Origin of the sequence: Actinomadura sp. RB99 (assembly GCF_014706005.1) — a bacterium.
In the GTDB taxonomy this organism is placed as follows: domain Bacteria; phylum Actinomycetota; class Actinomycetes; order Streptosporangiales; family Streptosporangiaceae; genus Spirillospora.
Window position 1 is genome coordinate 60138 of sequence record NZ_JABMCA010000039.1, and the last position, 25313, is coordinate 85450.

Sequence of the window (25313 nt, forward strand, 5' to 3'; positions counted from 1 at the left end):
GATCAAGTCGCTTACGATCTCCCACTATCAACACCTCGCATGCTGCCGACGGGCGTAGCGGTCAGTAGTGACTTGCCGGGCCAGTCGGCACTGCAATCCCGCGCGAGGGGCCTTGGCAGTGGCGACGTGCCAGCGGTTGTCGAATTCCACGCGGGCGGATCAGCGGCAGCGCATGGTCGGCGAGCGGATCGTCGATAAGGCGGACCAACCGGGCCGAGCACTCGGCGGGGGCCACCAACCGGCTCCGCTGAACGCACGGGCGCGGGCCGGTAGCAATCGGCTGACTCACCCAACTACGTCCAGCAGATTCTCTTTTTCCCTCGCGACCATTCATTTACCAGAGCCATAGAAGTAAAGTCCTGCCACATGCAACCCTGCTGAACAACTGCCCTCTACTGCTCATGGGACCCACGCTGGTCACTTAAGTAAGCCAAGTCGACTTGCAGCGGTGACCAGCGGAAGCGCGATCGGCTGTCGGAGTCGACGTATCGGCGGACCACAACGAATCAGCCACTTACGGCCAGGCTTCTTCACGACCGCCTTACCGTCGGCTTACCTTTTGGCGACAGGAGGTGGCATGGCGCGGCGGAAGACGCGGGATCAATCACGGAACGCCTGGTGGGCGGGAATTGCATTGCTGGCCGCAGTCGTGGGGTTCTCACAGATCTGGCAACTGTGGATCATTCCTCTGTTGACCTGGATCGTCTACGAACTCTGCTATTGCCCGACGAATTGTGGGGTGCAGACCAACCGCGGCGAGCCGTGCAGAAATCACGCTACCGGCAGGCTGTACGCATGTTCGTTGACCGTTCATAGGACGATGAAGAACAGGGCCTTGCTGGATCTGCTTCCGATCATGGCCGAACGGCGGCGGCAGTTCAGGCAGATGCCGGAGGGCGGGGCGGCGGCCACGGAGACGGCAGAGCAGGTCAGCCTCGAACCGCATCAGCGTGTGATGGTCTACCTCATCGCCGTGACCAGTGTGGTCATGACCGTCTACCTCGTGCTCACGATCGCGACCATCGTATGACCAGCAGGCCGGCGGGCGAACGCCACGGCGATCTCGCCGACTGCCTTCGCAGGTGGAAAGCGGATCTGACCGATCTCAGCGGCCAGAACACGCTCCTGTATTACAGGGGCAGAGGTGTTGGAACGATCGACGTCAGCAAGGGGCAGCCCGAGGCTGTACGGAGGCTGCTCGCGGCCAGGCCGGTCCGGCTGTCCCGCCTGTTCCCGGACGATGCCGACGCCGTGAAGCGGGTCCGAGCGCTCTACCGCAAGGCCCGGGAGCTCAGCGAGGAACGCGGTATCGCGGCCGCGTACATGGCGATCGGCCTAGCGAGCTGGACTGCTCGGGACCGTGCGCCCGCCGCTCCCGTCCTGCTCCGTGGGCTCGGATTGAAGGCGACCCGGGCACGGCAGGACGACTTCGAGCTGGAGCTCGATGAGGAGGTGGAACTCAACGAGGTACTGCTCTACAAGCTCGCGGTCGAATTCTCCCTGCACGTCGAGGGCGCCGAGTTGCTGGAGCTGCTCGGCGAGGGACCCTTCGACCCGAGACCCGTGTTCGACCGGCTGAGGAAGATCTCCGCCGAGTCCGTCCCCGGCTTCCAGATCGCGGAACGGGCGGTGTTGGGCACTTTCACTTACGCCAAGCTTCCCATGGTGCGCGACCTCGAGCGAGCCACCGAACTGATGTCGGGCAGCGATGTCATCGCCGCCATCGCCGGTGATCCTCAGGCGCAGGACCGGCTCGATGCCCAGCTCGGCGCAGCGGAAGACCTGCCCACTGCGGACGAGGTCCCGCCGGCGGCGGAGTTCACGGTCGATGACGCCGACTCCTCGCAGCTCAAGGCGATCCAGGCGGTACGTCGCGGGCTGAACGTGGTGATCCATGGTCCCCCGGGCACCGGCAAGACGCAGACGATCGCGAATCTCATCGCGACGCTGGTCGCGGAGCGCAAGAAGGTGCTGTTCGTAGCGGAGAAGAGAGCAGCGATCGACGCGGTGTTGGACCGACTCCGCCGGGTGGAACTCGCCGATCTGGTTTTGGACGTACACGGAGGGACCCGTGACAAGCGCCGTATCGCCGAGGAGCTCGGGGACACCCTGGAGCGGGCGGCGCGAACCCCGCCGCCGCGGGTCGAGGAACTGCACCGGCGACTGGAGGAGCATCGCCGAGCGTTGATCGAGCACGAGGCGGCTCTCCATGCCGTGCGTGAGCCCTGGGGCGTAACGGCCTTCAAGGCCCAAGGCGCGCTTCTTGGTGCCTCGCGCCGGGCACGGTCGAACGTACGATTCCCTGAAGGCGTCCTGCGCAGTCTCGGCGAGGACGCGGCGCGGTCCGTCCGCGACGACCTACGTCAGTATGCCGACCTGGGCGGATTCACGACGCGAGGGGAGGAGAGCGCTTGGTACGGCGCTGTCGTTACGAGCCTCCGGCAGGCAGAGCAGGCTCACGAAACGGTCGACGACCTGCGTACCCGCGTGCTGCCCACCGCGGCTGCGCAGTTCGCGCGCCTCGGCAGGGAGTTCGGTCTGCGCCTGCCTGCGACCCCCGCCGCGATGGGCCAGGCTCTCGACCTCCTGAAGGCTGTACGGAGCACCGCCGGTACCTTCCTCCCCGAGGTGTACACAGCACCGATCGGACATCTGATCGGTGCAACTGGATCCCGTCGTACGCGCCGAGAACGCGGGATCGTCATGGGATGGCGAGAGCGAGGGGCGCTGCGCCGACAGGCCCGGCAGCTCTGCACCGATCCCCATAGATCACGGCGGGTCCTGCACAACGCGCTGCTGGACGTCGAACTCCGGCTCGAGGAGTGGCGCGGGCTCGCCGACGGGCCAGTCCGCGTTTACCTGGACCTCGATAACGCCACGGCAGCGTACGAGGATTTGCTGACAGCACTCGGCAAGCTTTCAGAATTTCTTCCTGCACATCGCCTGCACGAACACCGGTTTCCCGACCTGGCACGCCAACTCCACCGGCTTGCGGCCGATCAGGCGAGCCTATGGACCTTGCCGACGCTATTTGAACTCCGGACGCGCCTGCACAGCCGGGGCTTGGAACCACTGCTGGCCGAACTCGCCAGTCGGCGTGCCACGCCGGATACCGCTGCCGAGACATTTGACTTCGCCTGGTATCGATCAATTCTGCAGCACATCGCGGCCCGCGATCGGCACTACGCTTCGTGGACGAGCAGCGGGCTGGACAGGACGGTACAGCGTTTCGCGAACTCCGACCGCGAGCACCAGCGCACGAACCGCGATCGGGTTCGGCGCGCCACCGCGGAGTGGCTCCACGCGAGCATGGATCGAGCTCCGCAGCAGGCTCGCCTCATCCGCAAGCAGGCCGCCATGCAGCGAAGGCACATGCCCCTCAAAGCCCTCGTCGAACAGGCCGAAGCAGTTCTCTTCGCCCTCAAGCCGTGCTGGGCGATGTCACCGCTCATGGCCAGCCAGGTGCTGCCGCGCAAGCAGATCTTCGACGTTGTGATCTTCGATGAGGCCAGCCAGGTGATCCCCGCGGATGCCGTTCCCTCTATCATGCGCGGCCGGCAGCTCGTGGTCGCGGGAGACGGCCGGCAGCTACCGCCCAGCAACTTCTTCACTCAGGTCGCCGGAGACGACCACGACGACGAAGCCGATCAGCCGCCGGACATCATCCCCTACGACAGAGGGTTCGAGTCCATTCTCAACGTTCTTGAGCCGCTCCTGCCGAACTGCCCCCTGACCTGGCATTACCGCAGCCGCGACGAGCGGCTCATCGCCTTCTCGAATCATTGGTTCTATGGAGGAAGGCTCATCACCTTCCCAGGTGTCCATGGCGAAGACTGCCTGCAGTTCGTCCACACGCCGCAGGAACCGGGTGCTGGTCAGGAGCAGTCGGTCACTGCCGAAGTCCATAAGGTCGTCGACCTGGCGCTCGAACACGCACGCACCCGCCCACAGGAATCCCTCGGCGTGATCGCGCTCGGTTCCAAGCACGCCCAGCGCGTGGACGCGGTTCTCAGGCAACGCCTCGCCGAGCACCCCGAACTCGAAGAGTTCTTCACCGAGAAAGGCGACGAGTCCTTCTTCGTCAAGAACCTCGAACGCGTACAAGGCGACGAGCGCGACGCCATCATCCTCACCTTCGGCTACGGCAAGCACGGCGACGGACGTATGCGCTACATGTGGGGCCCGATCCTGCGGCCTGGCGGTGAGCGACGCGTGAACGTGGCGATCACAAGGGCCAAGCACAGGCTCACGCTTGTCAGCTCCTTCGCCCGCCACGATGTCGACCCCGACCGTCTGCACAACGAGGGCGGCCGGATGCTGTGCCGATACCTGGAGTACACGGAAACCCAAGGGACGAGCCTGGGCTACAACGCACCCGACACACCCGATCTCAATCCCTTCGAGCGGGATGTGCATGAGCGGCTGCTCGCCAGCGGCATCCCCGTCGTGCCGCAATACGGCGTCGCCGGATACCGCATCGACTTCGCCGCCAAGCATCCCTCCCAGCCCGGCCGCATGGTGCTAGCCATCGAAGCCGACGGCGCCTCCTACCACAGCGCACCCGGTGCCAGCGATCGTGACCGCCTGCGCCAGCAGCAGCTAGAGCGACTCGGCTGGCGATTCCACCGCATCTGGTCGACGGCCTGGTTCCGAGATCCGATATCCGAGACGGCGCGAGCACGGGCCGCCTACGACCAGGCCGTCGCCGACGCCGATTCGCCACGTCCCTCCCCATCGGTACCGAACGCACCCGACCCGGCCACGACGCCGGTGTCCCACACCAGAAAGCTACCTCGGCCGAACATCCACGGCGGACTGGCGATCGGCGAGTACGCGCACCGAGACCTGGTCGCCCTGGTGCGATGGATCGAAAGCGACGGACTGCTGCGTACAGAAGAACAACTTCTCACCGAAGCCATGGCATTTCTGGGCTTCAGCCGACGCGGCTCGCGAATCACCGAAGCACTCAACTCCGCCATCGCCGCCGCCCGCCGGACACACTGAGGCTCACATGCAAGAACTTGACGACAACACCCTCACTCGCATCGGTGAAATCATCTGCGACACCAACGGCCCTCATCACCGCCAATACTGGCAACTCCCCAAATTTTTCGACGTTGCCGGCTGGGACGACGTCCCCGACTACGACGGCGAGAGCCGCCTCGGCTGGACACTCGACCTCCTGCGCGAACGCCGCGGCGACTTCGCTGCCATCGAAAAAGTGATCTGCCGCCTCGCCAGCCCTTTCGAGCACATGGACTGCGAGGACGCGCCACAGGTGGCCGCTCAACTGAACGAGGTACTGGTCTACGAGGGACTCCAAGTCGTCTACCGGGGTGCCCGGCCCGCTCTCGTCGAGCGCGACCCGGCGATGCGCTCCCCCGCCGCACCCGCTCCCCCGGTCTTGACAAGCGAGATCGGCGACATCGTCGGTGACACGCCGCTGGCAGTACGGCTGCGCGCCCGGTTGGACGAAGCTCGAACCTGCCGGGAATACGGCGCGATGCTCGCCAGCGTGATCCTCCTCGGCAGCGTCATGGAAGGTGTGCTCTTGGAGTTCGTGAAGCAGCACGCGGAGAAAGCCTGCCGTTGCCGCGCCGCTCCACGGGACAAGCAAGGGAACGTGCGTCCCATCACAAGCTGGCGTCTTACGGATCTGATCAACGTCGCGCACAGTTGCGGCTGGATCCAGCAGGATGTCAAGAGTTGGGCCACGGCCCTGCGCGAGTATCGCAACATGGTGCATCCCGAGGCAGAACTGAGAATCGGCGCCCCGCCGGACGACGACACCGTCAACCTCTCCTGGTACACCGTCGTCGCTACCCTCAACGACCTCGGAAACTGTTCCCCATAGCCGGGGCATTGTTAGAGCTGGCCTCTGCGCCTTCCAATGGCTTGACCCGACAGGACCCTACATCGCCGAAAGAGCCAACACCAGAGTCCGGGAATCTAGTTTTCAGAGCCCAGGGCCCCGTCGTCAGCATCCCAGCTGAGGTGGCTTCACGAACCCTTTAGACAAGTAGGCCCGCCAGCGGAAAAGTCCGGCCGCCGGGGGACCTGTAGATCGAGCGACTACTCGATAACCCTTAGGTGCCGGCTGTTGTGCCCTCTAGGCGCCAGCTCAGGGTGCTCCAACTCGGCGATCCGGGCACACAGCAACAGCTCCTCGTCGGCCACGCCGGGCACCATTTCGGCGATGCCACCCATGATCCACTCGATGTTCCGGGTCGTGGCGTTCATCTCTGCGACCAGAGCCTTCAACGCCGCCAACTTGGCGGCCAGATCAGGGATTCGGCCGGTGTTCATGATGATGCCTCGCCGTCGGGCTTCATGGCGCGCAGGTGACGGCGGCGCGGCGCGGGCGGGCGCACTGGCCGGACGGCTGCAGCGATCTCCCCGAAGAGGTCGAGCTGCTTCTCCCCGATGTCGATCAGCGCGCTGTCGGTCCTGGCCAGTTGCTCGATGACCCGCTCGATGCGGGCAAGTCGCTCAACGATCGTCGCGACCTCGCCGCTGGTAGGGGGAATCGTGGTCTCGCTCACGATGGGGAGCCTTTCTCGTCCAGGCTCCGGCCGGTGGTGGAACACCGTGTCCGGTGCCGCTTCATGGTCAATTCTCCGCGGAGAGTCCGCTATAGCCGTATCGGGTCACTGGCGATGAGCATTACCAATGCTCTCGGAACGTGTCTTGATCGGTGATTGCTCGTTGGGTCGGTCATGGTGAGTTTCAACGAGCAACTGAAACCGGACGAGTTGTAGGAGCTGTTTCAGCTCGTTGCTCCACCTGCGCCGGTTCGGCCGCGGAGCGGTGGACGACGCCGGGCCGATGACCGCAACACACCGGCCGCGATCGTGTTCGTGGTGACCACCGGTTGCACCCGGCGGCAGTTCTTCCGCCGATCTCCAGTGCATCCTGGCAGAGGGCGCACCGCCGCTTCGCCGAGCGGGCCCAGGCACGAGTCTGGACCAAGCTGCACCGCATCGTCCTGAACTAGCCAGGGGCGGCCAGCCGGTTCGACTGGCGCGGTGGGGTGCGACCGGCTCGGTCAGCGTCTGGGCGGCCCATGGGGGAGCTGACGGGCCTGAATCCTAATGACTCCTGATCGCCGCCCCTCGGTTCGACCGTTGGCCGAGGTCTGGCCCGAATCAGGAGCATGAGACTCCTCTCGACAGGCCGACACGTTGGCGGAGTGGAGCCAGGCGGCGGCGATCAGCAGAGTCAGTTACCAATACGGGCGGTGGGCGAATCTGGTTCACGTCTGTCTGACGTGACTGGCGCCTATGCCGACCGCCGCACCAGGTCGTAAAGTATCTCGATCGTCCGGTCCTGAGGCTCGCTCTCGGTACAGAGCCGTTCCATCGCCATCTGGTAAGCGTTGACCTCGTCGCGCTTGTCCAGGTACATCGCGCCAGCGAGAGTTTCGATGTAGACCATCTCCGGCACGTCCTGCTCGGGGAAGCGGAGCATCGTGAAGGTCCCATTCACCGGGACATGGCGGCCGAACCAGAACGGCATGATCTGGATCGCAACGTTCGGCAGGCGGGACATCTCGATGAGATGCTCGAACTGGCCCCGCATCACCTCCGGTCCACCAGGGAACCGGTTGAGCGCTGCTTCATCTAGCACGACCCAGAGCTTGGGAGCATCCGGGGTTGTCAACCGCTGCTGCCGCTGCATGCGGAGCTCAACGCGCAGGTCGATCTCCCGCTCGACGGCTTGCGAGTGGCACTGGGGGAAGGTTGCCCGAGCATACTGCTCCGTCTGAAGCAACTCCGGGACGAAGCGCGACTCGTAGATCCGGACAAGCGCCGCCTGCTCTTCCAACCCGACATAGGTCTGGAACCAGCCGGGCAGTACGTCGTTGTAGCGGTGCCACCAGTCCGAGGTATTGGCGTTCCGGGCCAGTCGAAGCAGCGACTCGCGCTCAGCCTCGTCGGTGACGCCGTACAAGGTGAGGAGATCGCTGACGTCGCGTTCCTTGAAGCTCACCCGCCCCAACTCCAGGAGACTGATCTTGGACTCGGACGCACGGATGGCATAGCCGGCGTCCTGGCGGGTCACACCCTTCGCCTCACGCAGGCGGCGCAGTTGTGCGCCGAGCATGATTCGGCGCACCGTCGTTCCGGCGGCCTGGGATTCCATGGTCTCCGCGGCGGGTGGGGCCGCGACCACCGGTGCGAGCGGTGCGGCACTGACCTTGGGCGCCTCCCGGGTGCGGACGGCATACGGTGCCGATCGCGCGGCCGCAACCGCATAGGTAAAGGCGGTGCCGAGCCGGAGGACGTTCCAGGGCCGGTCGTTGATGAGCGCCTCGAGCTCTTCGGCACGGGTCTGTGCCCGGCTGGGGTCGCTGTAGCGACGGTAGGCCGACCAACGGACGATGCGACGCGCGATTTCGGCGGGGACGTCCGTCTGCTCGATGACGGCGACGAGCAATGCCAGGGCCAGCACGATCCAGAACACGACGAAGTGGTTCACGAGCGGCCCCCGATTAGGGCCGTCAGCCAGACGCCGAAGGCCGTGCGGGGATCTCTGGGGGCGGAACGCGGCGCGGCCGGCCTGAGCGCGGACGGCCGCCGCTGCCCGAGGAGCTCGCGGACCTCTTCCAAGCCATTGGGCGTGAGCCGGTAATACCGTCGCCTCGGTCGGTTCACCCCTGGGTCCTGCTCCTCCCAGCGAGCGGACACCCAGCCGGCGTCCTCCAGACGGTCCAGCACCCGGTACACCGTCGGTCCCGCCCGCTTGGTGTTGTGGACGATCGGCCAACCATGCAACTCGACGTCCTGCGTGTGCGCCTCGTAGAGCTGCTCGATCACATCGAGGAGCGGTCCGGTGATCCGCTCGATACCACCCATGCGCCTTAGTGTACCTAGCTACGATGGGTCCTATCGTACCTAGGTGCACTTACCTGGCGAAGGCGAAAGGGAAGCGTTGTGCAGGCGAACCCCATGCTCGGAGTACTGGTCGCGTTAGCCTTCTTCGTCCTCGTGGCCTACATCGTGAGGACGCTGCGTGCCACAACACGCCCGGCGCCCGTCATCATCGCCACCACCGTCCTGATCGGAGCCCTGCCGCCGATCCTGTACGCGATCTACGGCCCGTGACCGGCCCGGTCCTCGGAACGCTGATTCAGGCGTGGCGAGCAACTCGAACTGCCCGCTGCACTCGGCGCGGTGGTGCAGCGGCCCGAACACCAGCAGCCGACACACCGTGTGCGCCGGACGTCCAGCGAAGAGGACGCCGCACTCGGAGTCCAGCACCTCGACCACGCACCAAACCAGCGGGACGTCAACGCGCCGGACCTCCGTCGGCTATGGAGCTCTCGAAGAACGTCTGGCATGGCCTCGATGATTCAGCGGCGCGACTTCGCCAGTTAACACGGAGAGTAACTTCTCTGGCCGCGACCTGACGACCACGCTTGGCGTGGGGCAAGATCGTCGCCCCCGATCTGCCCCATCAGCCCCGCCGTTCGCCCCGAAGCATCGCGAGCAGGCCGCTGACCTGCACAGGAGGCCCCTGTGGAACGTGCGACCTCTTCGGCAGGCCCGAACAGTCAGAAGAGGTCACTATCCGTTTAATAGTGACCTCTGACCTGGGGGAACGTGGGCGATACTGGGTTCGAACCAGTGACCTCTTCGGTGTGAACGAAGCGCTCTCCCACTGAGCTAATCGCCCCGGCGGAACGTCCCGTGGGGCGTTCCGACGTCCGAAACTCTAGCGCATGTCGGGGGGTGCTCGCTCATCGAGCGCGGCGATCAGCGGGCGTGGGCGGGGGCGGTGTCGCGGCCGCCGGGGTGGCGGTGGCGCCAGACGACGAAGATCGTGGTGGCGACCAGGGACCAGGCGGCCAGCACGATGAACGGCAGGACGTGCTGGTGGGAGTGGAAGTAGATGGCGGTGTGCTGGGCGTTCACGGACGCGCCGGGCGGGAGCCAGCGGCCGATCAGGCCGAGGGGGGACGGCAGCAGGGGCCAGGAGACGGCGCCGCCGGAGGACGGGTTGCCGATCAGGACCATCAGGCCCCAGGTGGGGATCATGGCCCAGCGGCCGACGAGGGTGTTGAACATCGTGAAGACCATGCCGCTGGTGAACATGGTGAGGGCGCAGATGCCCCAGGACTCCTTGAAGGGGAGGTCCAGGACGCCGAGGAGGCCGTCGACGACGGCGCAGATCGCCAGGCCGCCGAGGACGGCGTAGGCGGCGATGAAGGAGATGCGCTCGCCGGCGTTCAGGGCGCGGGCGTGCACGCTGAGCTGGATGGCGCCCACGAAGCCGATGATCACCGAGGCGAGGGAGATGTAGAAGATCGCCAGGCCCTGGGGGTCGGTGGGCTGGAGCGGTTTGATGTCGCGGACGGTGAGGGGCACGCCGGACTTCTGGCCGGCGATCGGGGCGGCCTGGGTGAGCAGGCGGGAGACCGAGGCGCCGGCGGCGGCCGCGACGTCCAGCTGGGCGCGGTCGCCCTGCAGGACGAGGATGGCGAACTCGCGCTGCTCGTCTACGGCGGCGCGGGCGGCGGCGTAGGTGGCGTAGTGGCGGATGGACAGGGAGGTGTCGAGGCCCGCGTCGAGGGCCTGGACGAGGTGGGCGGACTCGCCGTGGCCGGTGACGGCCATGGGGACGTGGCGGGGGGCGGGATTGGCCATCGCGTAGCAGTAGGAGCCGGCGAACAGGCCCGCGGCGGCGGCGAGGATGAACAGCAGGACGACGGCGGGGAGGAACGGGGACTCCCGGAAGGCCGTCCAGTGCTCGCGTACCGACCGGTGACGGGCGTGATCCATGTGATCACGCTAGGTGATCGGAGGTCAGTTCCAGAAGGTGAGGTCCTCGACGTTCCACGGCAGGGCGAAGCCGTAGGCGGCGAGGTAGCCGACGACGAGGGCGCCGGCGAGGACGCCTCCGGTGGCGCCGAGGACGGTGTTGCGGCGGCGCTTACGGGGGTCGAGGGCCTTCTCCTTGGCGCGCTCGGCGGCGGCCTTGGCGCGGTGCAGGGCGGTCTGGGCCCAGGCGAACTCGGTGGCGAGGATGGCCAGGCCGAGGACGATCCCGACGATGCCGGGGCCGGGGGTGACCATCATGACGAGGCCGCCGGCGAGGACGGTCGCGCCGACCGCGAAGACGCCCGCGCGCCAGGCGGTGTTGAGGATCGGGTTGCGCCGGATGGTCTCGCGGAAGCGCCGCACGGGGCCGGATTCGCCCGGTGGAGCGTCCTTTTCATCATTAATTGTCACAGTTTTACCCTTGGCCAGAAGATCGCCGCCTCACGGTGCGAGCCTACCCGGCCGCGGCCGGTCCGCGGCGGACGTCGGCCTTCTGGCGAAGATCGGCTTTTGCGCAGGTCAGGAGCCGGTTTTGCGAGCGTGAGATGGATCACACCACCCGGGGGGCATGGAATGTCGGACCGCGGCGCGGCAGTTAGGCGTCATAGATCGGGGGGACATCCGTGTGAGGGAGAAGCACTCACCGGAGCACCCCGCGAGCCAGCGGGACCGACGTTAGAGGGAATGGCCATGAACAGCAGTACCACAGTCTCAGCGGAGCTGGGCCTTCGTCTCGTCGTCCCCGACCGCACGAGCGTTCCCCTGCTCGCCGGGCTGGAGTACGCGGCCGACGACCCGTACGCGATCCGGATGGCGTTCTACGTGGGCGACGACGAGCCGGTGGAGTGGATCTTCGCACGGGAGCTGCTCACCGTGGGGATCGTGCGCAAGGTCGGGGACGGGGACGTCGAGGTCTGGCCGGCCCGGGACGACGGGACGTTGAACATCGCGTTGTCGTCGCCGTTCGGCAACGCCCTGTTCGAGGTGCCGCTCCCGCCCCTGGCCGACTTCCTGCACCGCACCTACCAGGCCGTCCCGGCCGGGGAGGAGAGCGAGTTCATCGACATCGACGACGAGCTGGAGAACCTGCTCTGGCCGTCGTGATCACTCTGACAGCCGGGCCATGTGGCGCATCTTGTTCATCGCGTCCAGGGCGGCGACCTTGTACGACTCGGCCAAGGTGGGGTAGTTGAACACCGCGTTGACCAGGTAGTCGACGGTGCCGCCCAGGCCCATGACCGTCTGCCCGATGTGCACCAGCTCCGTGGCCCCGGTGCCGAAGACGTGCACGCCGAGGAGCCTGCGGTCGTCCGGGGAGACCAGGAGCTTGAGCATCCCGTAGGAATCGCCGATGATCTGGCCGCGGGCCAGCTCGCGGTAGCGCGACACGCCGACCTCGAAGGGCACCTTGGCCTCGGTCAGGGCGTCCTCGGTACGGCCGACGAAGCTGATCTCCGGGATGGTGTAGATCCCGATCGGCTGCAGGTCGATGATGTCCGACACCGGCTCGCCGCACGCGTGGTGGGCCGCGAGGCGTCCCTGCTCCATCGAGGTGGCCGCCAGGGACGGGAAGCCGATCACGTCGCCGACGGCGTAGATGTGCGGGACCTCGGTGCGGTAGTGCTCGTCCACCTTGATGCGGCCGCGGCGGTCCGCGGCGAGCCCCGCCGCCTCCAGTTGCAGGCCGTCCGTCATGCCCTGGCGCCCGGCGGAGTACATCACGGTGTCGGCGGGGATGCGCTTGCCGCTCTCCAGCACGGTGATCGCGCCGCGCGCCATCCGCTCGACGGACGCGACGGTCTCCCCGAACCGGAAGGTGACCGCGAGGTCGCGCAGGTGGTACTTGAGGGCCTCGACGATCTCCAGGTCGCAGAACTCCAGCATCCGCTCGCGCCGCTCGACCACGGTGACCTTGGTGCCGAGCGCGGCGAACATCGAGGCGTACTCGATGCCGATGACCCCGGCGCCGACCACGACCATCGTCTCGGGGACGTGGTCCAGGTTGATGATGCCGTCCGAGTCGATGATCGTCTTCTCGTCGAACGCGACGCTCTCCGGGCGCGCGGGGCGGGTGCCGGTCGCGATCACGATCCGGTCGGCGGTGACCTTCTGCTCCCGACCGCCCGGCTCCCGGCCGCCGGAGACGGCGACCGCGTTCGGCTCGACGAACCGGCCGGTGCCCGGCAGCACGGTGACGTGGTTGCGGGCCAGCTGGCTGCGGATCACGTCGGTCTCCCGGCCGATGACGTGCTGGGTCCGCATGCCGAGGTCGGCGACCGTGATGTCGTCCTTGACCCGGTAGCTCTGGCCGTACAGCTCGCGCTGGTTGAGGCCGGTGAGGTAGAGGACGGCCTCGCGGAGGGTCTTGGACGGGATCGTCCCGGTGTTGATGCAGACCCCGCCCATCATCTCGCGGCGATCGACGACGGCCACCTTCCGGCCGAGCTTGGCGGCGGCGATGGCCGCCCGCTGCCCGCCGGGGCCCGAACCGAGGACGAGGAGATCGAAGTCATTCACGTTTCCAGTCTGACCGGGGGCCGCGCCCGGCATAAGGGTTTCCCGGGGACGAATCGCGATCTTCACGGCCTACCCTGGCCGTCGAGTGGACACAGGGAGATCAGGAAGCGGGGGCAGGGGTAGGTCATGAGCATGCGGATGCTGGGGATCGACATCGGCGGGTCGGGGATCAAGGGCGCCCCGGTCGACCTGTCCACCGGGGAGCTGGCCGAGGACCGGTACCGGGTCGCGACGCCGCAGCCGTCCGAGCCCGGCCCGGTGGCCGAGGTGGTCGCCGACGTGGTCCGGCACTTCGGATGGGACGGGCCGGTCGGCGTCACCTACCCGGGCGTGGTGATCGACGGGGTGACGCTGTCGGCGGCGAACGTGTCGGAGCGCTGGCTGGGGCTGGACGCGGCGTCGCTGATGGCGGACGCGACCGGGCGGGACATCACCCTGCTGAACGACGCGGACGCGGCCGGGGTCGCGGAGATGCGGCTCGGCGCGGGACGCGATCGCAAGGGCACGGTGGTGGTGCTGACGCTCGGGACGGGCATCGGCAGCGCGCTGTTCACCGACGGGGTGCTGGTGCCGAACACCGAGTTCGGGCACATCGAGATCCGCGGGAAGGACGCCGAGGTGCGGGCGTCGGCGAAGGCCCGCGAGGAGCACGACCTCGGCTGGGAGCGGTGGGCGAAGCGGCTGAGCGAGTACATGGCGCGGCTGGAGGCGCTGATCTCGCCGTCGCTGATCATCGTGGGCGGCGGGGTGAGCAAGAAGGCGGACCGGTTCGTCCCGCTGATCGAGGGCGTGCGGGCGCCGATCGTCCCGGCGCGGCTGGTGAACAACGCCGGGATCGTCGGCGCGGCGATGGCGGCGGCCGCGGCGCATCCGGCCGAGGCCGCCCGCTGACCTCCGCCGCCTCCGCCCGCCTCACCGCATCCGGAGGCGGACCGTGGCGATCTCCCAGGGGCGCAGTGCCAGCGCGAACGTCCCGGCGTGCACGTCGAGCGGTACGCCGGGGCGTCCGCGCAGGTCGGCACGGGTGGCCTCGGTGAACGCCCCGCGCAGCACGGCGGTGGTCGGCACGGGCGTCTCGGCGACCATCCGCGCCTCGATCCAGCCGTCGCCGCGGGGGCGCAGCGAGGTCATGGCGACGCCGGGGCCGGTGATCGAGACGCCGGCCCGGGAAGGCGGGGCGGGCGCGTCCGCCGGGCCGTAGCCGGCGGCGGCGAGCAGGTCGTGCCGGTACCGCTCGGCGGCCTCCACCACGTCGTCGCCGGGCCGGTCGCCGCCGTACGGCATGATCGCCATCCCGACCGTCCGCTCGCCGCGGGACTGGGCGCCCGGGGTCGGCAACTGCGGGCCGGCGGGCTGGTCGCGGTAGGCGTTGCGGTCGCGGGACAGGTAGCCGATCGAGCGCATCAGGGTGAGGGCGATCTCGCGGCCGCCGCCGGTGACCTCGTACTCGGTGGCGTGCTCCAGCAGGACGGCCAAGCCGCCGGCGGCGACGAACCCGTTCGCGGGGTAGGTCGGCAGCGGCCGCTCCCCGAACCCGCCCTCGGCCGTCAGCCCGCGCTCGACGATCGCGAACTGCCCTTCGGCGAACGACGACCCCGCCTGCCGGGGCAGCGCCGCGTGCAGCCGGACGCGGTGGTCGGCGCAGCGGTTGTCGAAGGTGACGCGCAGCCGCAGGAACGGCTCGCCGGCGCGCAGCTCGGCGCGGGTGACGACGGTGACCTCCTCCTCCGCCTCGGACCGGGCGCCGGCCGCGGCGTCGCCGTGCGCGGGCCAGCGGTACGTCCGGACGATGTCGAGCGCGGCGACGAGCGGCCCGTCCCAGACCGGCTCGACGCGGACCGACTCCGGCGCGCCGACGAGGCGGTCCGCGGCGGGCGGGGCGTGGTTGTAGGAGTCGCCGAGGTCGCCGCCGTCCACGATCCGGCCGATGCCCTCGATCACGGCGCCGCCGGGCGTGCGCAGCCCGATCGTGCCGCCGTCGCGGACCTCGGCGCGCAGCAGCCCGTTGTCCAGGACGTGCCCGTCGGCCCTGACCGGATCGTCGACGGCCGCCGGGGCGCCCGTGCGGACGGCCGCCAGCCCCAGCGCGGGCACCTCGACGAGCGCGGCGACGCTCCGGCGCGGGTCGGCCAGGATCCGGACCCGCCACTCCCCCTCGGCGCCGCTCAGCGCCTCCCGCACGTCGCCGATGTCGAACGGGGTGTCCGCGCGGGCCGTGACGTGGAAGGTGAGCGTGCGGTCGTCCCGCGACACCGACCAGTCGCGGATCTCCTGCCCGAACAGGACCCGCCCGTAGACCCGTTCCAGCAGGACGGGCAGGGCGGACGCGGGGTGGACGGCGTCGTCCAGCACGGTCGGCGCGGTCTCCAGCACCTGGACGGGCACCGGGCGGCCGTCGCCCGTCTCCAGCCCCGGCTCGCCGCCGCCGGGGACGTCGAGGAACACCAGCCCGGTCCGGGCGTCCGGGGTCGGGTTGAACACCAGGTGCGCGCCGAGCGGCACGGACGCGGCGCGCTCGGCGGTGACCAGGTCGCAGACGGCCCGGCCGAGCTGCTCGGCCTCGGCCATCCGGGCGGCGACCTGCTCGGCGGTCTCGTCGCTGCCGCAGCCGGTGACGGAGTCGTGGCAGCTGACCTCGACGAGGCGCCGCCAGGCCAGGTCGAGGAACCGCTGCGCGTCGCCCGCGTACCAGAGCGCGGCGAGCGGTTCGGCGTACCGTTCGACGAGCCGCTCGGCGCGTCCCATCAGCTGCTTCAGCCGGGGCCGCACCGAGATCACGCCGGGCAGGATGTTGGCGCGGGCGTGCGAGCGCAGCTCCCCGCGCACCCGGGTCAGGCCGGTCGTGGACGGGTCCTGGCCCGCGAAGTACCCGGCGAGGGTGTCCAGCCGCATGGGGACGCCGGCGCCGCCGACGCGGTCGGCGAGGTCGGCGGCGGGCGCGGTGTGGTCGGCGCCGTACATCGCCAGCAGCGGGCCGCCGTCGCGGTACCAGGGGCCCATCGCCTCGGCGAACCCGGCGGCGCGGCCGGGCAGCAGCGACGCGCCGTCCGCGAAGTCCTCGAACATCGACGCGGCGTTGCCGTAGCCGCCCTCGGGCAGGTACTGGGTGCGGACCGCGGTGCCGTCCGGCGCCTCCCACGCGAACGACCTGGCCCGGACCCGGTCGGGGACGCCGCGCCACACGCACGCGTGCTCGATCCCCGCGAGCCGGAGGATCTGCGGGGTCTGCGCGCAGTGCCCGAACTGGTCGGGCAGGTAGCCGACCATCATCGCCGCGCCCAGCTCCTCGGCGCGGCGCATCCCGAGTTCGAGGTTGCGGACGATGTTCTCTCCCGAGCACAGGAACTCGTCGTGCAGGATCTGCCAGGGGCCGACGGCGAGGCGCCCGTCCCGGACCAGCGCGGCGACCCGCTCGCGCCGCTCGGGGCGGATCTCCAGGTAGTCGTCGACGGCGGCCATCTGGCCGTCGAGGGTGAAGCGCCAGCGCGGGTCGGCCTCCATCCGGTCGACGACGCCGTCCATCAGCGACACCAGCCGCAGCCGGAACCGCTGGAACGGCAGGTACCACTCGCGGTCCCAGTGGGTGTGGGGCACGACGACGATCTCGGGGGCGTTCAGCCGCACAGTGCGATCACCTCGTTCTCGTGGGATTCCAGCCGGTGCATGCCCGGTCCCTCCGCCGGGACCCGGACCTTGTCGCCCCGGACGGCGAGGCGCCGCCCGTCCGGCCGGACGAGGACGGTGCCGTCGGCGTCCAGCGCGATCAGGTCGTCCTCGACGCGCAGCAGGACCGGCGCGTCCGGGCCCGCGGAGATCGCCACCCGCCCGGCGGCGAGCGCGTCGAGCACCCGGTCCTCCTCGGCGAGCGCCCAGGTGACGGGCGCGCCGAGGTTCTTGAACTGGGCGGGGTCGTGGAAGTCGCTGCCGCCGAGCGGGACGACCCCGGTGGGCCGCCACACGTCCGCCCAGGCCAGCGGGGCGCCCCAGCGCCGGTCCCACCAGGACGGGTGCCAGATCTCGGCGAACCTCGGCCGCGACTCGGGCGGCAGCGGCCGGCGCCACGCGCAGTCGCCGCTGAGCGGATGGTTGATCGACATCAGGCCGCCGCGCGCCTCCGCGAACGCGGCCCAGTCGGCGCTCGGGCGGCGGAAGTCGACCCAGCCGGTGTCGCCGAACACGTTCGCGTGCCCGAGGTCGGTGGTGACCTCCTGGCCGGGCAGCAGCAGGACGCCCGCGTGGGCGCCGGCGGCGGGCAGCTCGGGATGGTGGCTGACGGTGTTGTGGTCGGTCACCGCGAGGTAGTCCAGCCCGCGCGACGCGGCGAGGCAGGCCAGCTCGTGGACGGTGAGCGTCCCGTCGCTGTGCACGGTGTGCGAGTGCAGGTCCCCCGCGAGCCACCGCATGCCGGACGGGGCGGGCAGGTCGCGGCGCGGCGGGCGTTCGGGGCGGGGCGGCGGCGCGGGGGCCTCCGGGCGCGGTGGCGGCGACGACGACGTGGTCACCGTGACCTCGTACGGGACGCCGTCCGGCGGGATCCGGTGCAGGCCGAGCCACACGTGCCAGGTGCCCGGTTCGAGCTCGCCCGGCAGGTAGCCGGGCGTCGCCCAGTCCGCGGCGACCGTGTACGTGAGGCGGGCGCCGCCCGACCAGCCGCGGAACCCGCCGGGCCCGCCGCAGCCGAGGTCGATGACGCCGCCGTCGAACGACAGCTCCACCGTGACCGCCGCCGTCCCGGCCGGGACGTCGAACGGCAGTTCCCGCAGCCCCTGCTCGAGGCGGTCTTCCAGGGTCCATCTCCCCCGATGAACGGTCATCCGTTCTCCTTCCCGGTCGGGGCCATCCTCGGTTCGGGCACATCGGACGGGTCCGCCGCGGCCACCAGCTCGCCGTCGCGGTACAGCAGGACGCGGCCGGGGCGGGGCAGCGCCCAGCCCTCGTCGCCGGGCGCGGGCTCGCGCCCCTCCCCGACGACGACGTGCACCGGCTCGCCCGCCACGTCCAGCGTCACCAGGGCGCTGCCGCCCAGGTGCTCGACCACGGACACGCGCCCGGCGAACGCCCCGCCGGCGGGCCGGTCGGCGTAGTCGAGGTACTCCGGTCGTACCCCGCACACGATCTCCTCCCCCGCCGGGATCGCCCGCGCCTCGTCCGGCAGGGGCAGGACGGCGCCGGCCGCGACGACGTGCCCGTCCTCGACGCGCCCGGGGAGCAGGTTCATGGGCGTGGAGCCGATGAACGACGCGACGAACAGGTTCGCGGGGCGCCGGAACACCTCGGTGGGGGTGCCGAGCTGCCGGATCCGCCCCTTCTCCATGACCGCGATGCGGTCGGCGAGCGCGAGCGCCTCCGCCTGGTCGTGGGTGACGAACACGGTGGTCACGGCCAGTTCCTTCTGCAGCCGCTTGAGGAACGTGCGGGCCTCCAGGCGCAGCCGGGCGTCGAGGTTGGACAGCGGCTCGTCCAGCAGGAAGATCCGCGGTTCGGCGACCAGCGCGCGGGCCAGCGCGACCCGCTGCTGCTGGCCGCCCGACAGCTCGCCGGGACGCCGGCCCCCGAGCCCCTCCAGGCCGAGGTACTCGGCGGCCTCGGCGGCGCGGGCGTGCCGGTCGGCCTTGGCCCGCTTCTTGATCCTCAGCGGGTAGGCGATGTTGTCCAGGACGCTCATGTGCGGGAAGAGCGCGTAGTCCTGGAACACCATGCCGACGTCGCGGCGGCCCGGCGGCAGCCGCGTGACGTCGGCGCCGCCGAGCGCGACCGTCCCGGACGTCGCGGACTCCAGCCCCGCGACGGTCCGCAGCAGCGTGGTCTTGCCGCAGCCGGACGGGCCGAGCAGCGCGAAGAACTCGCCGTCCGCGACGTCGAGGTCCAGCGCGTCCAGGGCCCGCACGCCGCCCGGATAGACCTTCGTCAGCTCCCGAATGGTGATGGCCGCCATCAGCGCTTGATCCCTCCGTGGAAGCGGAACCCGTACCGGCGGCTCACGAACAGGTACATGGCCACGACCGGCAGGGAGTACAGCAGCGAGAACGTGGAGATCAGGGGCAGGTCGGGCTGGCCGCCCTCGGTGTAGAACGTGTACATGATCACGGACGCGGGGGCCTTGTCCGGGTTGCGCAGCAGCAGGAACGGCATCAGGAAGTCGCCCCACACCTGCGCGACCGTCCACACCCCGACCGTGGCGAGGCCGGGGCGGATCACCGGGACGACCACGTGCCGCAGGATCTGCAGCGGCGACGCGCCGAACACCCGCGCGGCCTCCTCGTAGGACGTCGGCGTCGCGTCGGTGAAGTCCTTCAGCAGGAAGATCGCCGCCGGGAGGAGCCCGCCGGTCAGCACCAGGATCACCCCGAGCCGCGAGTCGATCAGGTGCAGGTTGAAGGCCAGCAGGAAGATCGGCACCATCGCCGCCGTGCCGGTGATGATGGACGACAGCAGGAGCAGGACGTACAGCAGCGCGTCCCGTCCCGGCACCCGGACGCGGCTCAGCGCGTACGCGGCGAGCGCCGCGCACACGACCACGAGCAGGGCCGTCCCGGCGGCGAGCAGCACCGAGTTCCGCAGCGACTCCAGCGCGTACGGGTTGTCCATGAGGACCTTGAAGTTGTGCAGCGTGAAGTCGGGCAGGGACGCCGCGATGCCGGGGTCGGCGTCGAAGGGGGTGAACGCGAGCCACAGCAGCGGCAGCGCGAAGAACCCGAGGACGGCCGACACGAACGTGGCCAGCCCGATCCTGCGCAGCACCTCTCTGACCAGGGTGTTCATGCGGCCACCGCCCGACCGGACGCGCGCTTCCCGCGGTCGCGGAGCGCCCGCAGGTAGACCAGCGCGATCACCAGGTTGATCAGGATCATGATCAGCGAGATGGCGGCGCCGAAGCCGAGCCGGCCGTCGCCGAGCGCGGTCCGGTAGACGTACACCGACATGATCTCCGAGCGGTGGTCCGGCCCGCCGGCCGTGATGAGGAACGGGGTGAAGTCGTTGAACGTCCACAGGCTGATCAGCAGCAGGCTGGTGAGGACGTGCCCGCGGATGCGCGGCAGCACCGCGTCCCGCAGCGTCTGGAACGTGGACGCCCCGGCCAGCCGCGCCGTCTCCAGATGCGAGGGTGGAACGTTCCCGAGCGCGGCGCCGTACAGCATCATCGAGAACGCGGTGCCGTGCCAGACGTTGAACACGGTCACGCACGCCATCGGATGGTCGATCAGCCAGGCCGTGCCGGGCGTGCCGAGCAGCGCGTTCAGCGTGCCGCCGTCGCGGTCCAGCAGCGCGATCCACAGGAACGCGATCACCGACCCCGGCAGGATCCACGCCAGCAGCACCAGCGCCTCCACGACCCGCCGGACGAACCCCGTCCGGTCGCGCATCACCCAGGCGATCGCGAACCCGAGCAGCGTCTGCCCGACCACCGCCGAGCCGAGCACGAACTGCAGGGTCAGCCACAGCGAACGGTGGAAGTCGCCGTCGCCGAGCACGTCGCCGTAGTTGTGCGCGCCGACGAACTTCGGCTCGCTGGCCGCGATCCCCGTCAGCCGGTAGTCGGTCGTGCCGAGGTAGAGCGTCCAGATGGCCGGGAACACCAGGAACACGGCGATGAGGACCAGCGCGGGCGCGACGAACGCCGCCGCGCGCCCGCGTCCGAGCCCCGCCGCGTCCCCGCCGGCGGACGCCGCGGCGGTGCCGCCGCGGCGCGCCGCCTCACCGGGGGGAGACGTGAGAGGGGCCACCGACGATCCCTTCCAGCTTCTTGGCGTACTGCGCGGCGGCCTGGTCCGGGCTCTTGCCCGCCACGATCGCCGCCGTGGCCTCCTGCAGCGCCGTCGACACCTGCGGGTAGACCGCCAGGCCCGGCCGGTAGGACGTGACCGGCAGGACCTTCTCGGACACGAACGACAGCAGCGGGTCACCCGCGAGGATCTGCTTGTTGACGTCCGTCCGGGACGTGATCTCGGGGGTCCCCGCGGTGCGCGCCTTGACCATGTCCGCGGAGTTCATGAACTCCATGAACTCGAACGCCTGCTGCGGGTACTTGGTGTTCGGGTTCATCACGGTCAGCGGCCCGCCGGACATGCTCACGAACGACTGCCCGCGCACGCCCTTGCCCGGGGAGACCGCCGGGATCAGCGCGAACCCGACGTCGGTGTCGCGGGTCCTCATCTTCGCGACGCCGTCCTTGGGGTTCAGCACGTCCCGCCAGAGGTAGTCGCCCTCCGCCAGGACGCCGATCTTCCCGGCGGCGAACTCCTCGAAGGACTTGTCGCGGCCCTTCGCCTCCTCCTGGAGCTTCGGATCGCCGAGCCTCTCGGACCCGTAGATCTGCGCGTACAGGCCGAGGACGCTCTTGAGCGCCGGCCCGCCGCCGGTCCACGTGCCGTCCTGGTAGATCTGGGCGCCCGCGCCCGCCAGCAGCGGCAGCACCCCCTGCATGCTCGTCGCCTCGCCCATCGCGGTGCCCGCGTCCAACTGGATCGGGGTCACGCCGGGGAGCCGCTTGAGCGCGCGGCCGGCCGCGACGACGTCCTGCCAGCTCTTCGGCTGCCAGTCCGCCGGCAGGCCCGCCCGCGCGAACAGCCTCTTGTTGAAGTAGAGGAGGCGCCCGTCGGTACCGGACGGTATGCCGTACTTCCTGCCGTCGAACAGCGCCAGCTGCTGGACCGATCCAGGAATCTGCGACCAGCCGTCCCAGGCGTCCGCCGGGGCGCCCACGACCTCGCTCAGCGGCCTGATGTACCCGGCCTGGGCGAACTCCCCCACCCAGATGCCGTCGATGTCCATGACGTCGGCGCCCGACCGCGACTTCAGGTCCAGCGCGAGCTTGGTCTTGTAGGCCTCGTCGTCCACGCCCTGGCCGCGGAAGGTCACCTTCGCGGTGATCCCCTTCGCCTTCTCGGCGGCCACGAACCTCGGGATGACGGTCTTGGTGAGCCACTCGGCCTCGCCGGCGTTCTTGCCGCCCGCGATGGCGTTCCGGGTGATGGTGAGGGTGAAGCTCTTGGCGTCCTTGCCGCGATTCGGATCGGTCGAGGATCCGCCGCCGCCGCAGCCGGCGAGCACCGCGCCCGCCAGCACGAGCGCGGCCGCCGCGCCGATCCGCCTTCTGGAGATGTCCCTGCGGGAGCCGACCATGGGTGACCTCCTACAAGCGTCACCACTTAACGTCACCGAAGAAGGCGATCACGTAAAGACCCAGGCGATCGGTTTCTTGATCAGGGGTCCATGAGCTCGGCCGACCGAGCCGCGAACGCCTCCATCGCCTTCGCGGTGATCGGCCCCGGGGCCTCGGGCAGGATCGTGCCGTCCACCGCCCGGATCGGCTGGACGTCCCGGGTCGTCGACGTCAGGAACGCCTCCTCCGCCCGGTAGAACTCCTCCAGCGGGACGTCCTCCTCCTCGCCGCCGCACCACTCCAGCACCAGCGCGCGCGTGACCCCGGCCAGGCAGCCCGACGACAGCGGCGGCGTCAGCAGCCGCCCGCCGCGGACGAGGAACACGTTGCTGCCGGTCCCCTCGCACAGGTTCCCCGCGAGGTTCCCGAAGATCGCCTCGCCGCCGCCGCGCTCCTTGGCGTACGCGAGCGCCAGCGCGTTGTCGGCGTACGACGTCGTCTTCAGGCCCGCCAGCGCGCCCCGCTCGTTGCGCGGCCACGGCACCACCGTGACGTCGCCCGTCGCCGGGAACGGCGCCTGCTCGTCCACGATGATCGACACCGTCGGGCCCGCGTCGCCGCGGGCCGACCCCAGCGGCCCCGGACCGCTCGTGTACGTGATCCGGATCCGCGCCAGCGGCCACCTCGGCGCCGCCGCCAGCACCTCCAGCACCCCCTGCGCGAGCGCGTCGTGGTCGGGCGCCGGCAGCCCGAGGCCCGCCGCCGACGCCGCCAGCCGCCGCAGGTGCCGGGTCAGCGCGAACGGCTCGCCGTGCGAGGCCTTCACCGTCTCGAAGACGCCGTCGCCGACCAGCATGCCGTGGTCGAACACCGACACCACGGCCCGCTCGGGATCGACCATCTCGCCGTTCAGCCAGATCCTGGCCCGCCCGTCGTGGGCCTGCGCCGTCACCCGAAGCCACCTCCCATGGCCGGGCGCCTTCAGCCCGGCCTCGCGCCGTTCGCGGTGCGGACCGGACTCCGGGCGGCGCCGGCGCCCCTACCGGAACGCGGCAGGCCGCCGTCCGCCCTGGGGCTCCGGACGCCCGCTGCGGGAGCGCCGCGCCGGGAGTCCGCGTCCACCCAGCCGATGGCCCCACAGTACGACCCCAGGGGGCCGGGTTTCGAGTTCATCCGGGCCGAGTCAGCGTCCCGGGCCGCACCGCAGATCTTGCCGAAGCCGGACGAACCTGTATGGCGAACGGCTCCAGACGAGGCCGGGCCTCGCGCCTCGCGCGCTCGGGATCAGACCAGCACGCAGCCGAACGAGTCCGCCAGGCCCCTCAGCCCCTCGTCCGTCACCTTCAGCGCCCGCCGCGTCGCCCCCCGCTCGAACCAGCCCAGCTCGATCATCCGGTCCGTCAGCGCCGCGCCCAGCGCCCCGTTCAGATGCGGCCGCCGCTCCGTCCAGTCCAGGCAGTGCCACGCGAACCTGCGGCGCGCCCGCCGCAGCGCCGGCACGTCCAGCCCCAGCGCGCCCAGCCGGTCCTCGCCCTTCTCCGTGACCTCGTACGACTCCTCGCCGTCCCGCTCGAGCAGGCCGCCGTCCACCAGCGCCGCGAACAGCGCCACCCCCGCCTCGCCCGCCAGATGGTCGTAACACGTCCGCGCCTCGTGCAGCCGCCGCGCGTCCCGCGACTGCCGCAGGCTCCGCACCTCCACCGGCGGGCCGATCCGCGACAGCGCCTCGATCACCTGCGCCACCTCCGCGTTCTGCAGCCGGTAGTACCGGTGCCGCCCCTGCTTCACCGCCGTGACGAACCCGGCCTCCAGCAGCCGCGCCAGATGGGCGCTCGCCGTCTGCGCGCTCACCCCCGCCGTCCGCGCCAGCTCCCCCGCCGCCAGCGGACGCCCGTCCAGCAGAGCCGTCAGCATCGCCGCCCGCGCCCGATCCGCCAGCAGCGCCGCCACCGGGGCGATGTCCGAAGAAACAGCAAGTTCCGCCATACCTCGACCCTAGGCGCCGCATCCTTCGACCCGCATCGAAGCGTCCGCGGCGCGCCTCGCCGGGAAACCCGGTTTGGGGAACGGCCCCGGACGCGCTAATGTTTTCCCCGTCGCCGCAAGGGGCCGCAAGGCACCGGGCAGCACACGCGGAAGTGGCTCAGGGGTAGAGCATCACCTTGCCAAGGTGAGGGTCGCGGGTTCAAATCCCGTCTTCCGCTCTGAGGGGCCTTTCAGGCTGTGACCCAGAAGGTCTCTTCTGGTGGAGTGGCCGAGAGGCGAGGCAACGGCCTGCAAAGCCGTGTACACGGGTTCAAATCCCGTCTCCACCTCAACCGCCGTGACTCCCCCCGGAGACCACGTGCACGGGCGATTAGCTCAGTGGGAGAGCGCTACCTTGACACGGTAGAGGTCACTGGTTCAATCCCAGTATCGCCCACGATGGAGTTGGGAGTGATGTGCCCGCGGAGAGCGCGGGCCGTCACTCCCTCTTCGTGTTGACCCGGGGGGCGACCCCCGGACCCCCGATGTGGGGGGCTCCGCCCCCCACGCCCCCCTTGTGGTTGCGGTCCGTGGGGGCCTTTCCCTTCTCACCGCTTCTGTTGTTTGGGGCTTCGCCCCTTGCCCCCTTGTGGTTCAGGTCGGCGTTCCTGCGCTGGCCGGTGAGCGGTTTGGGGCTTCGCCCCTGGCCCCCTTGTGGCTGAGGTCGCTGGTCCTCCTCCGCTCTGCGGGTGGTTTTGGGGCTCCGCCCCTTGCCCCTCGTGGTTGGGGTTGCTGATCATCTGTCGCCTTGGGCTCTGGCCCACTTGGCGTGGTGTTGGTTGTCAGGTGTTGACCGGGGTGGGGTCGTCGTTCGGGCTGTTTGTGCCGAGATTCTTGTGGGGTGCGGC

At 69.9% G+C, this 25313-nt stretch carries 21 protein-coding genes, 4 tRNA genes and 1 pseudogene; 10 read left to right on the top strand and 16 right to left on the bottom strand.

What is annotated here, in order from left to right:
• The first annotated feature begins 577 nt into the window (after positions 1–577).
• The 3 genes from amrb99_RS29645 to amrb99_RS29655 are packed head-to-tail and all read left to right on the top strand — an operon-like array spanning position 578 to position 5854.
• Positions 578–1030, top strand: a complete 453-nt coding sequence (locus amrb99_RS29645; protein WP_190862211.1) for a hypothetical protein — start codon at positions 578–580, stop codon at positions 1028–1030.
• Entirely contained in the window at positions 1027–5004 is a 3978-nt protein-coding gene (locus amrb99_RS29650) for an AAA domain-containing protein (protein WP_190862221.1), read from the top strand. The genes amrb99_RS29645 and amrb99_RS29650 overlap by 4 nt, the downstream gene beginning before the upstream one ends.
• 7 nt (positions 5005–5011) lie before the next feature.
• A complete protein-coding gene (locus tag amrb99_RS29655) occupies positions 5012–5854 on the top strand; it encodes a hypothetical protein (protein ID WP_190862224.1) in 843 nt (280 codons plus the stop codon).
• 218 nt (positions 5855–6072) lie between these two features.
• Here amrb99_RS29655 and amrb99_RS29660 read toward each other — a convergent pair whose 3' ends face one another.
• Together amrb99_RS29660 and amrb99_RS29665 are read right to left on the bottom strand one after the other, a co-directional pair.
• Positions 6073–6306 carry a hypothetical protein gene (locus amrb99_RS29660; RefSeq protein WP_190862226.1) on the bottom strand — a complete coding sequence of 78 codons (234 nt, stop codon included), beginning with the start codon at positions 6304–6306 and terminating at the stop codon, positions 6073–6075.
• On the bottom strand, positions 6303–6542 hold the full coding sequence (locus amrb99_RS29665; protein WP_190862228.1) for a hypothetical protein: 240 nt from the start codon (positions 6540–6542) through the stop codon (positions 6303–6305). Before amrb99_RS29665 ends, amrb99_RS29660 begins: the two co-directional genes overlap by 4 nt.
• Positions 6543–6761: 219 nt before the next feature.
• Here amrb99_RS29665 and amrb99_RS51520 point away from each other — a divergent pair.
• Positions 6762–6991 (top strand): annotated as a pseudogene (locus amrb99_RS51520) (transposase); the annotation flags it as partial.
• A gap of 287 nt (positions 6992–7278) precedes the next feature.
• Here the strand turns inward: amrb99_RS51520 and amrb99_RS29670 are convergent.
• Both amrb99_RS29670 and amrb99_RS29675 read right to left on the bottom strand, forming a co-directional pair.
• The gene (locus amrb99_RS29670; RefSeq protein WP_347256915.1) at positions 7279–8478 is read right to left on the bottom strand and encodes a helix-turn-helix transcriptional regulator; all 1200 of its coding nucleotides are present in this window, start codon (positions 8476–8478) and stop codon (positions 7279–7281) included.
• On the bottom strand, positions 8475–8855 hold the full coding sequence (locus amrb99_RS29675; protein WP_190862230.1) for a PadR family transcriptional regulator: 381 nt from the start codon (positions 8853–8855) through the stop codon (positions 8475–8477). The genes amrb99_RS29670 and amrb99_RS29675 overlap by 4 nt, the downstream gene beginning before the upstream one ends.
• Before the next feature lie 93 nt (positions 8856–8948).
• On the opposite strand from amrb99_RS29675, the gene amrb99_RS29680 reads away from it, so the two are divergent.
• Complete coding sequence (locus amrb99_RS29680; RefSeq protein ID WP_190862232.1) at positions 8949–9104, top strand: hypothetical protein; 156 nt, start codon at positions 8949–8951, stop codon at positions 9102–9104.
• Positions 9105–9603: 499 nt separating this feature from the next.
• Here the strand turns inward: amrb99_RS29680 and amrb99_RS29685 are convergent.
• From amrb99_RS29685 to amrb99_RS29695, 3 genes are all read right to left on the bottom strand, one after another.
• A tRNA-Val gene (locus amrb99_RS29685) sits at positions 9604–9675 on the bottom strand.
• Between the two features lie 80 nt (positions 9676–9755).
• Positions 9756–10781 (bottom strand): ABC transporter permease, encoded by a 1026-nt coding sequence (locus amrb99_RS29690; RefSeq protein ID WP_190862234.1) that lies wholly within the window; start codon positions 10779–10781, stop codon positions 9756–9758.
• 24 nt (positions 10782–10805) lie between these two features.
• Positions 10806–11183, bottom strand: a complete 378-nt coding sequence (locus tag amrb99_RS29695) for a PGPGW domain-containing protein (protein WP_347256916.1) — start codon at positions 11181–11183, stop codon at positions 10806–10808.
• A gap of 327 nt (positions 11184–11510) precedes the next feature.
• Here amrb99_RS29695 and amrb99_RS29700 point away from each other — a divergent pair, with 327 nt between their 5' ends.
• Positions 11511–11924 (top strand): SsgA family sporulation/cell division regulator, encoded by a 414-nt coding sequence (locus amrb99_RS29700; protein WP_151541842.1) that lies wholly within the window; start codon positions 11511–11513, stop codon positions 11922–11924.
• Here the strand turns inward: amrb99_RS29700 and sthA are convergent, their stop codons facing one another.
• Positions 11925–13337: a Si-specific NAD(P)(+) transhydrogenase gene (sthA, locus tag amrb99_RS29705; RefSeq protein ID WP_190862235.1), complete on the bottom strand. Its 1413-nt coding sequence runs from the start codon at positions 13335–13337 to the stop codon at positions 11925–11927.
• A gap of 132 nt (positions 13338–13469) precedes the next feature.
• Between sthA and ppgK the strand changes: the two genes are divergently transcribed.
• Positions 13470–14228, top strand: a complete 759-nt coding sequence (gene ppgK / locus amrb99_RS29710) for a polyphosphate--glucose phosphotransferase (protein ID WP_190862273.1) — start codon at positions 13470–13472, stop codon at positions 14226–14228.
• Positions 14229–14249: 21 nt separating this feature from the next.
• On the opposite strand, the gene amrb99_RS29715 is transcribed toward ppgK, so the two are convergent.
• The 8 genes from amrb99_RS29715 to amrb99_RS29750 form a co-directional block, all read right to left on the bottom strand.
• Positions 14250–16961, bottom strand: coding sequence for an alpha-mannosidase (locus amrb99_RS29715; protein WP_190862237.1), 2712 nt, complete (start codon positions 16959–16961; stop codon positions 14250–14252).
• Positions 16952–18151, bottom strand: a complete 1200-nt coding sequence (locus amrb99_RS29720) for a CehA/McbA family metallohydrolase (RefSeq protein WP_190862239.1) — start codon at positions 18149–18151, stop codon at positions 16952–16954. Before amrb99_RS29720 ends, amrb99_RS29715 begins: the two co-directional genes overlap by 10 nt.
• Entirely contained in the window at positions 18148–19272 is a 1125-nt protein-coding gene (locus amrb99_RS29725; RefSeq protein WP_190862241.1) for an ABC transporter ATP-binding protein, read from the bottom strand. Before amrb99_RS29725 ends, amrb99_RS29720 begins: the two co-directional genes overlap by 4 nt.
• Complete coding sequence (locus amrb99_RS29730) at positions 19272–20099, bottom strand: carbohydrate ABC transporter permease (RefSeq protein ID WP_190862243.1); 828 nt, start codon at positions 20097–20099, stop codon at positions 19272–19274. The genes amrb99_RS29725 and amrb99_RS29730 overlap by 1 nt, the downstream gene beginning before the upstream one ends.
• Positions 20096–21061 (bottom strand): ABC transporter permease subunit, encoded by a 966-nt coding sequence (locus tag amrb99_RS29735; RefSeq protein ID WP_190862245.1) that lies wholly within the window; start codon positions 21059–21061, stop codon positions 20096–20098. The genes amrb99_RS29730 and amrb99_RS29735 overlap by 4 nt, the downstream gene beginning before the upstream one ends.
• Complete coding sequence (locus amrb99_RS29740) at positions 21033–22460, bottom strand: extracellular solute-binding protein (RefSeq protein ID WP_190862251.1); 1428 nt, start codon at positions 22458–22460, stop codon at positions 21033–21035. The genes amrb99_RS29735 and amrb99_RS29740 overlap by 29 nt, the downstream gene beginning before the upstream one ends.
• Before the next feature lie 80 nt (positions 22461–22540).
• Positions 22541–23341, bottom strand: coding sequence for an aminodeoxychorismate lyase (locus amrb99_RS29745; RefSeq protein ID WP_190862275.1), 801 nt, complete (start codon positions 23339–23341; stop codon positions 22541–22543).
• A gap of 383 nt (positions 23342–23724) precedes the next feature.
• Positions 23725–24426, bottom strand: coding sequence for a helix-turn-helix domain-containing protein (locus tag amrb99_RS29750; protein ID WP_190862253.1), 702 nt, complete (start codon positions 24424–24426; stop codon positions 23725–23727).
• Between the two features lie 146 nt (positions 24427–24572).
• Between amrb99_RS29750 and amrb99_RS29755 the strand changes: the two genes are divergently transcribed.
• The 3 genes from amrb99_RS29755 to amrb99_RS29765 all read left to right on the top strand — a co-directional run bounded on the left by amrb99_RS29755 (position 24573) and on the right by amrb99_RS29765 (position 24862).
• Positions 24573–24644: transfer RNA gene (locus tag amrb99_RS29755), tRNA-Gly, on the top strand.
• 40 nt (positions 24645–24684) lie between these two features.
• Positions 24685–24755 (top strand) — tRNA-Cys (locus amrb99_RS29760).
• Between the two features lie 35 nt (positions 24756–24790).
• A tRNA-Val gene (locus tag amrb99_RS29765) sits at positions 24791–24862 on the top strand.
• Positions 24863–25313: the final 451 nt, after the last annotated feature.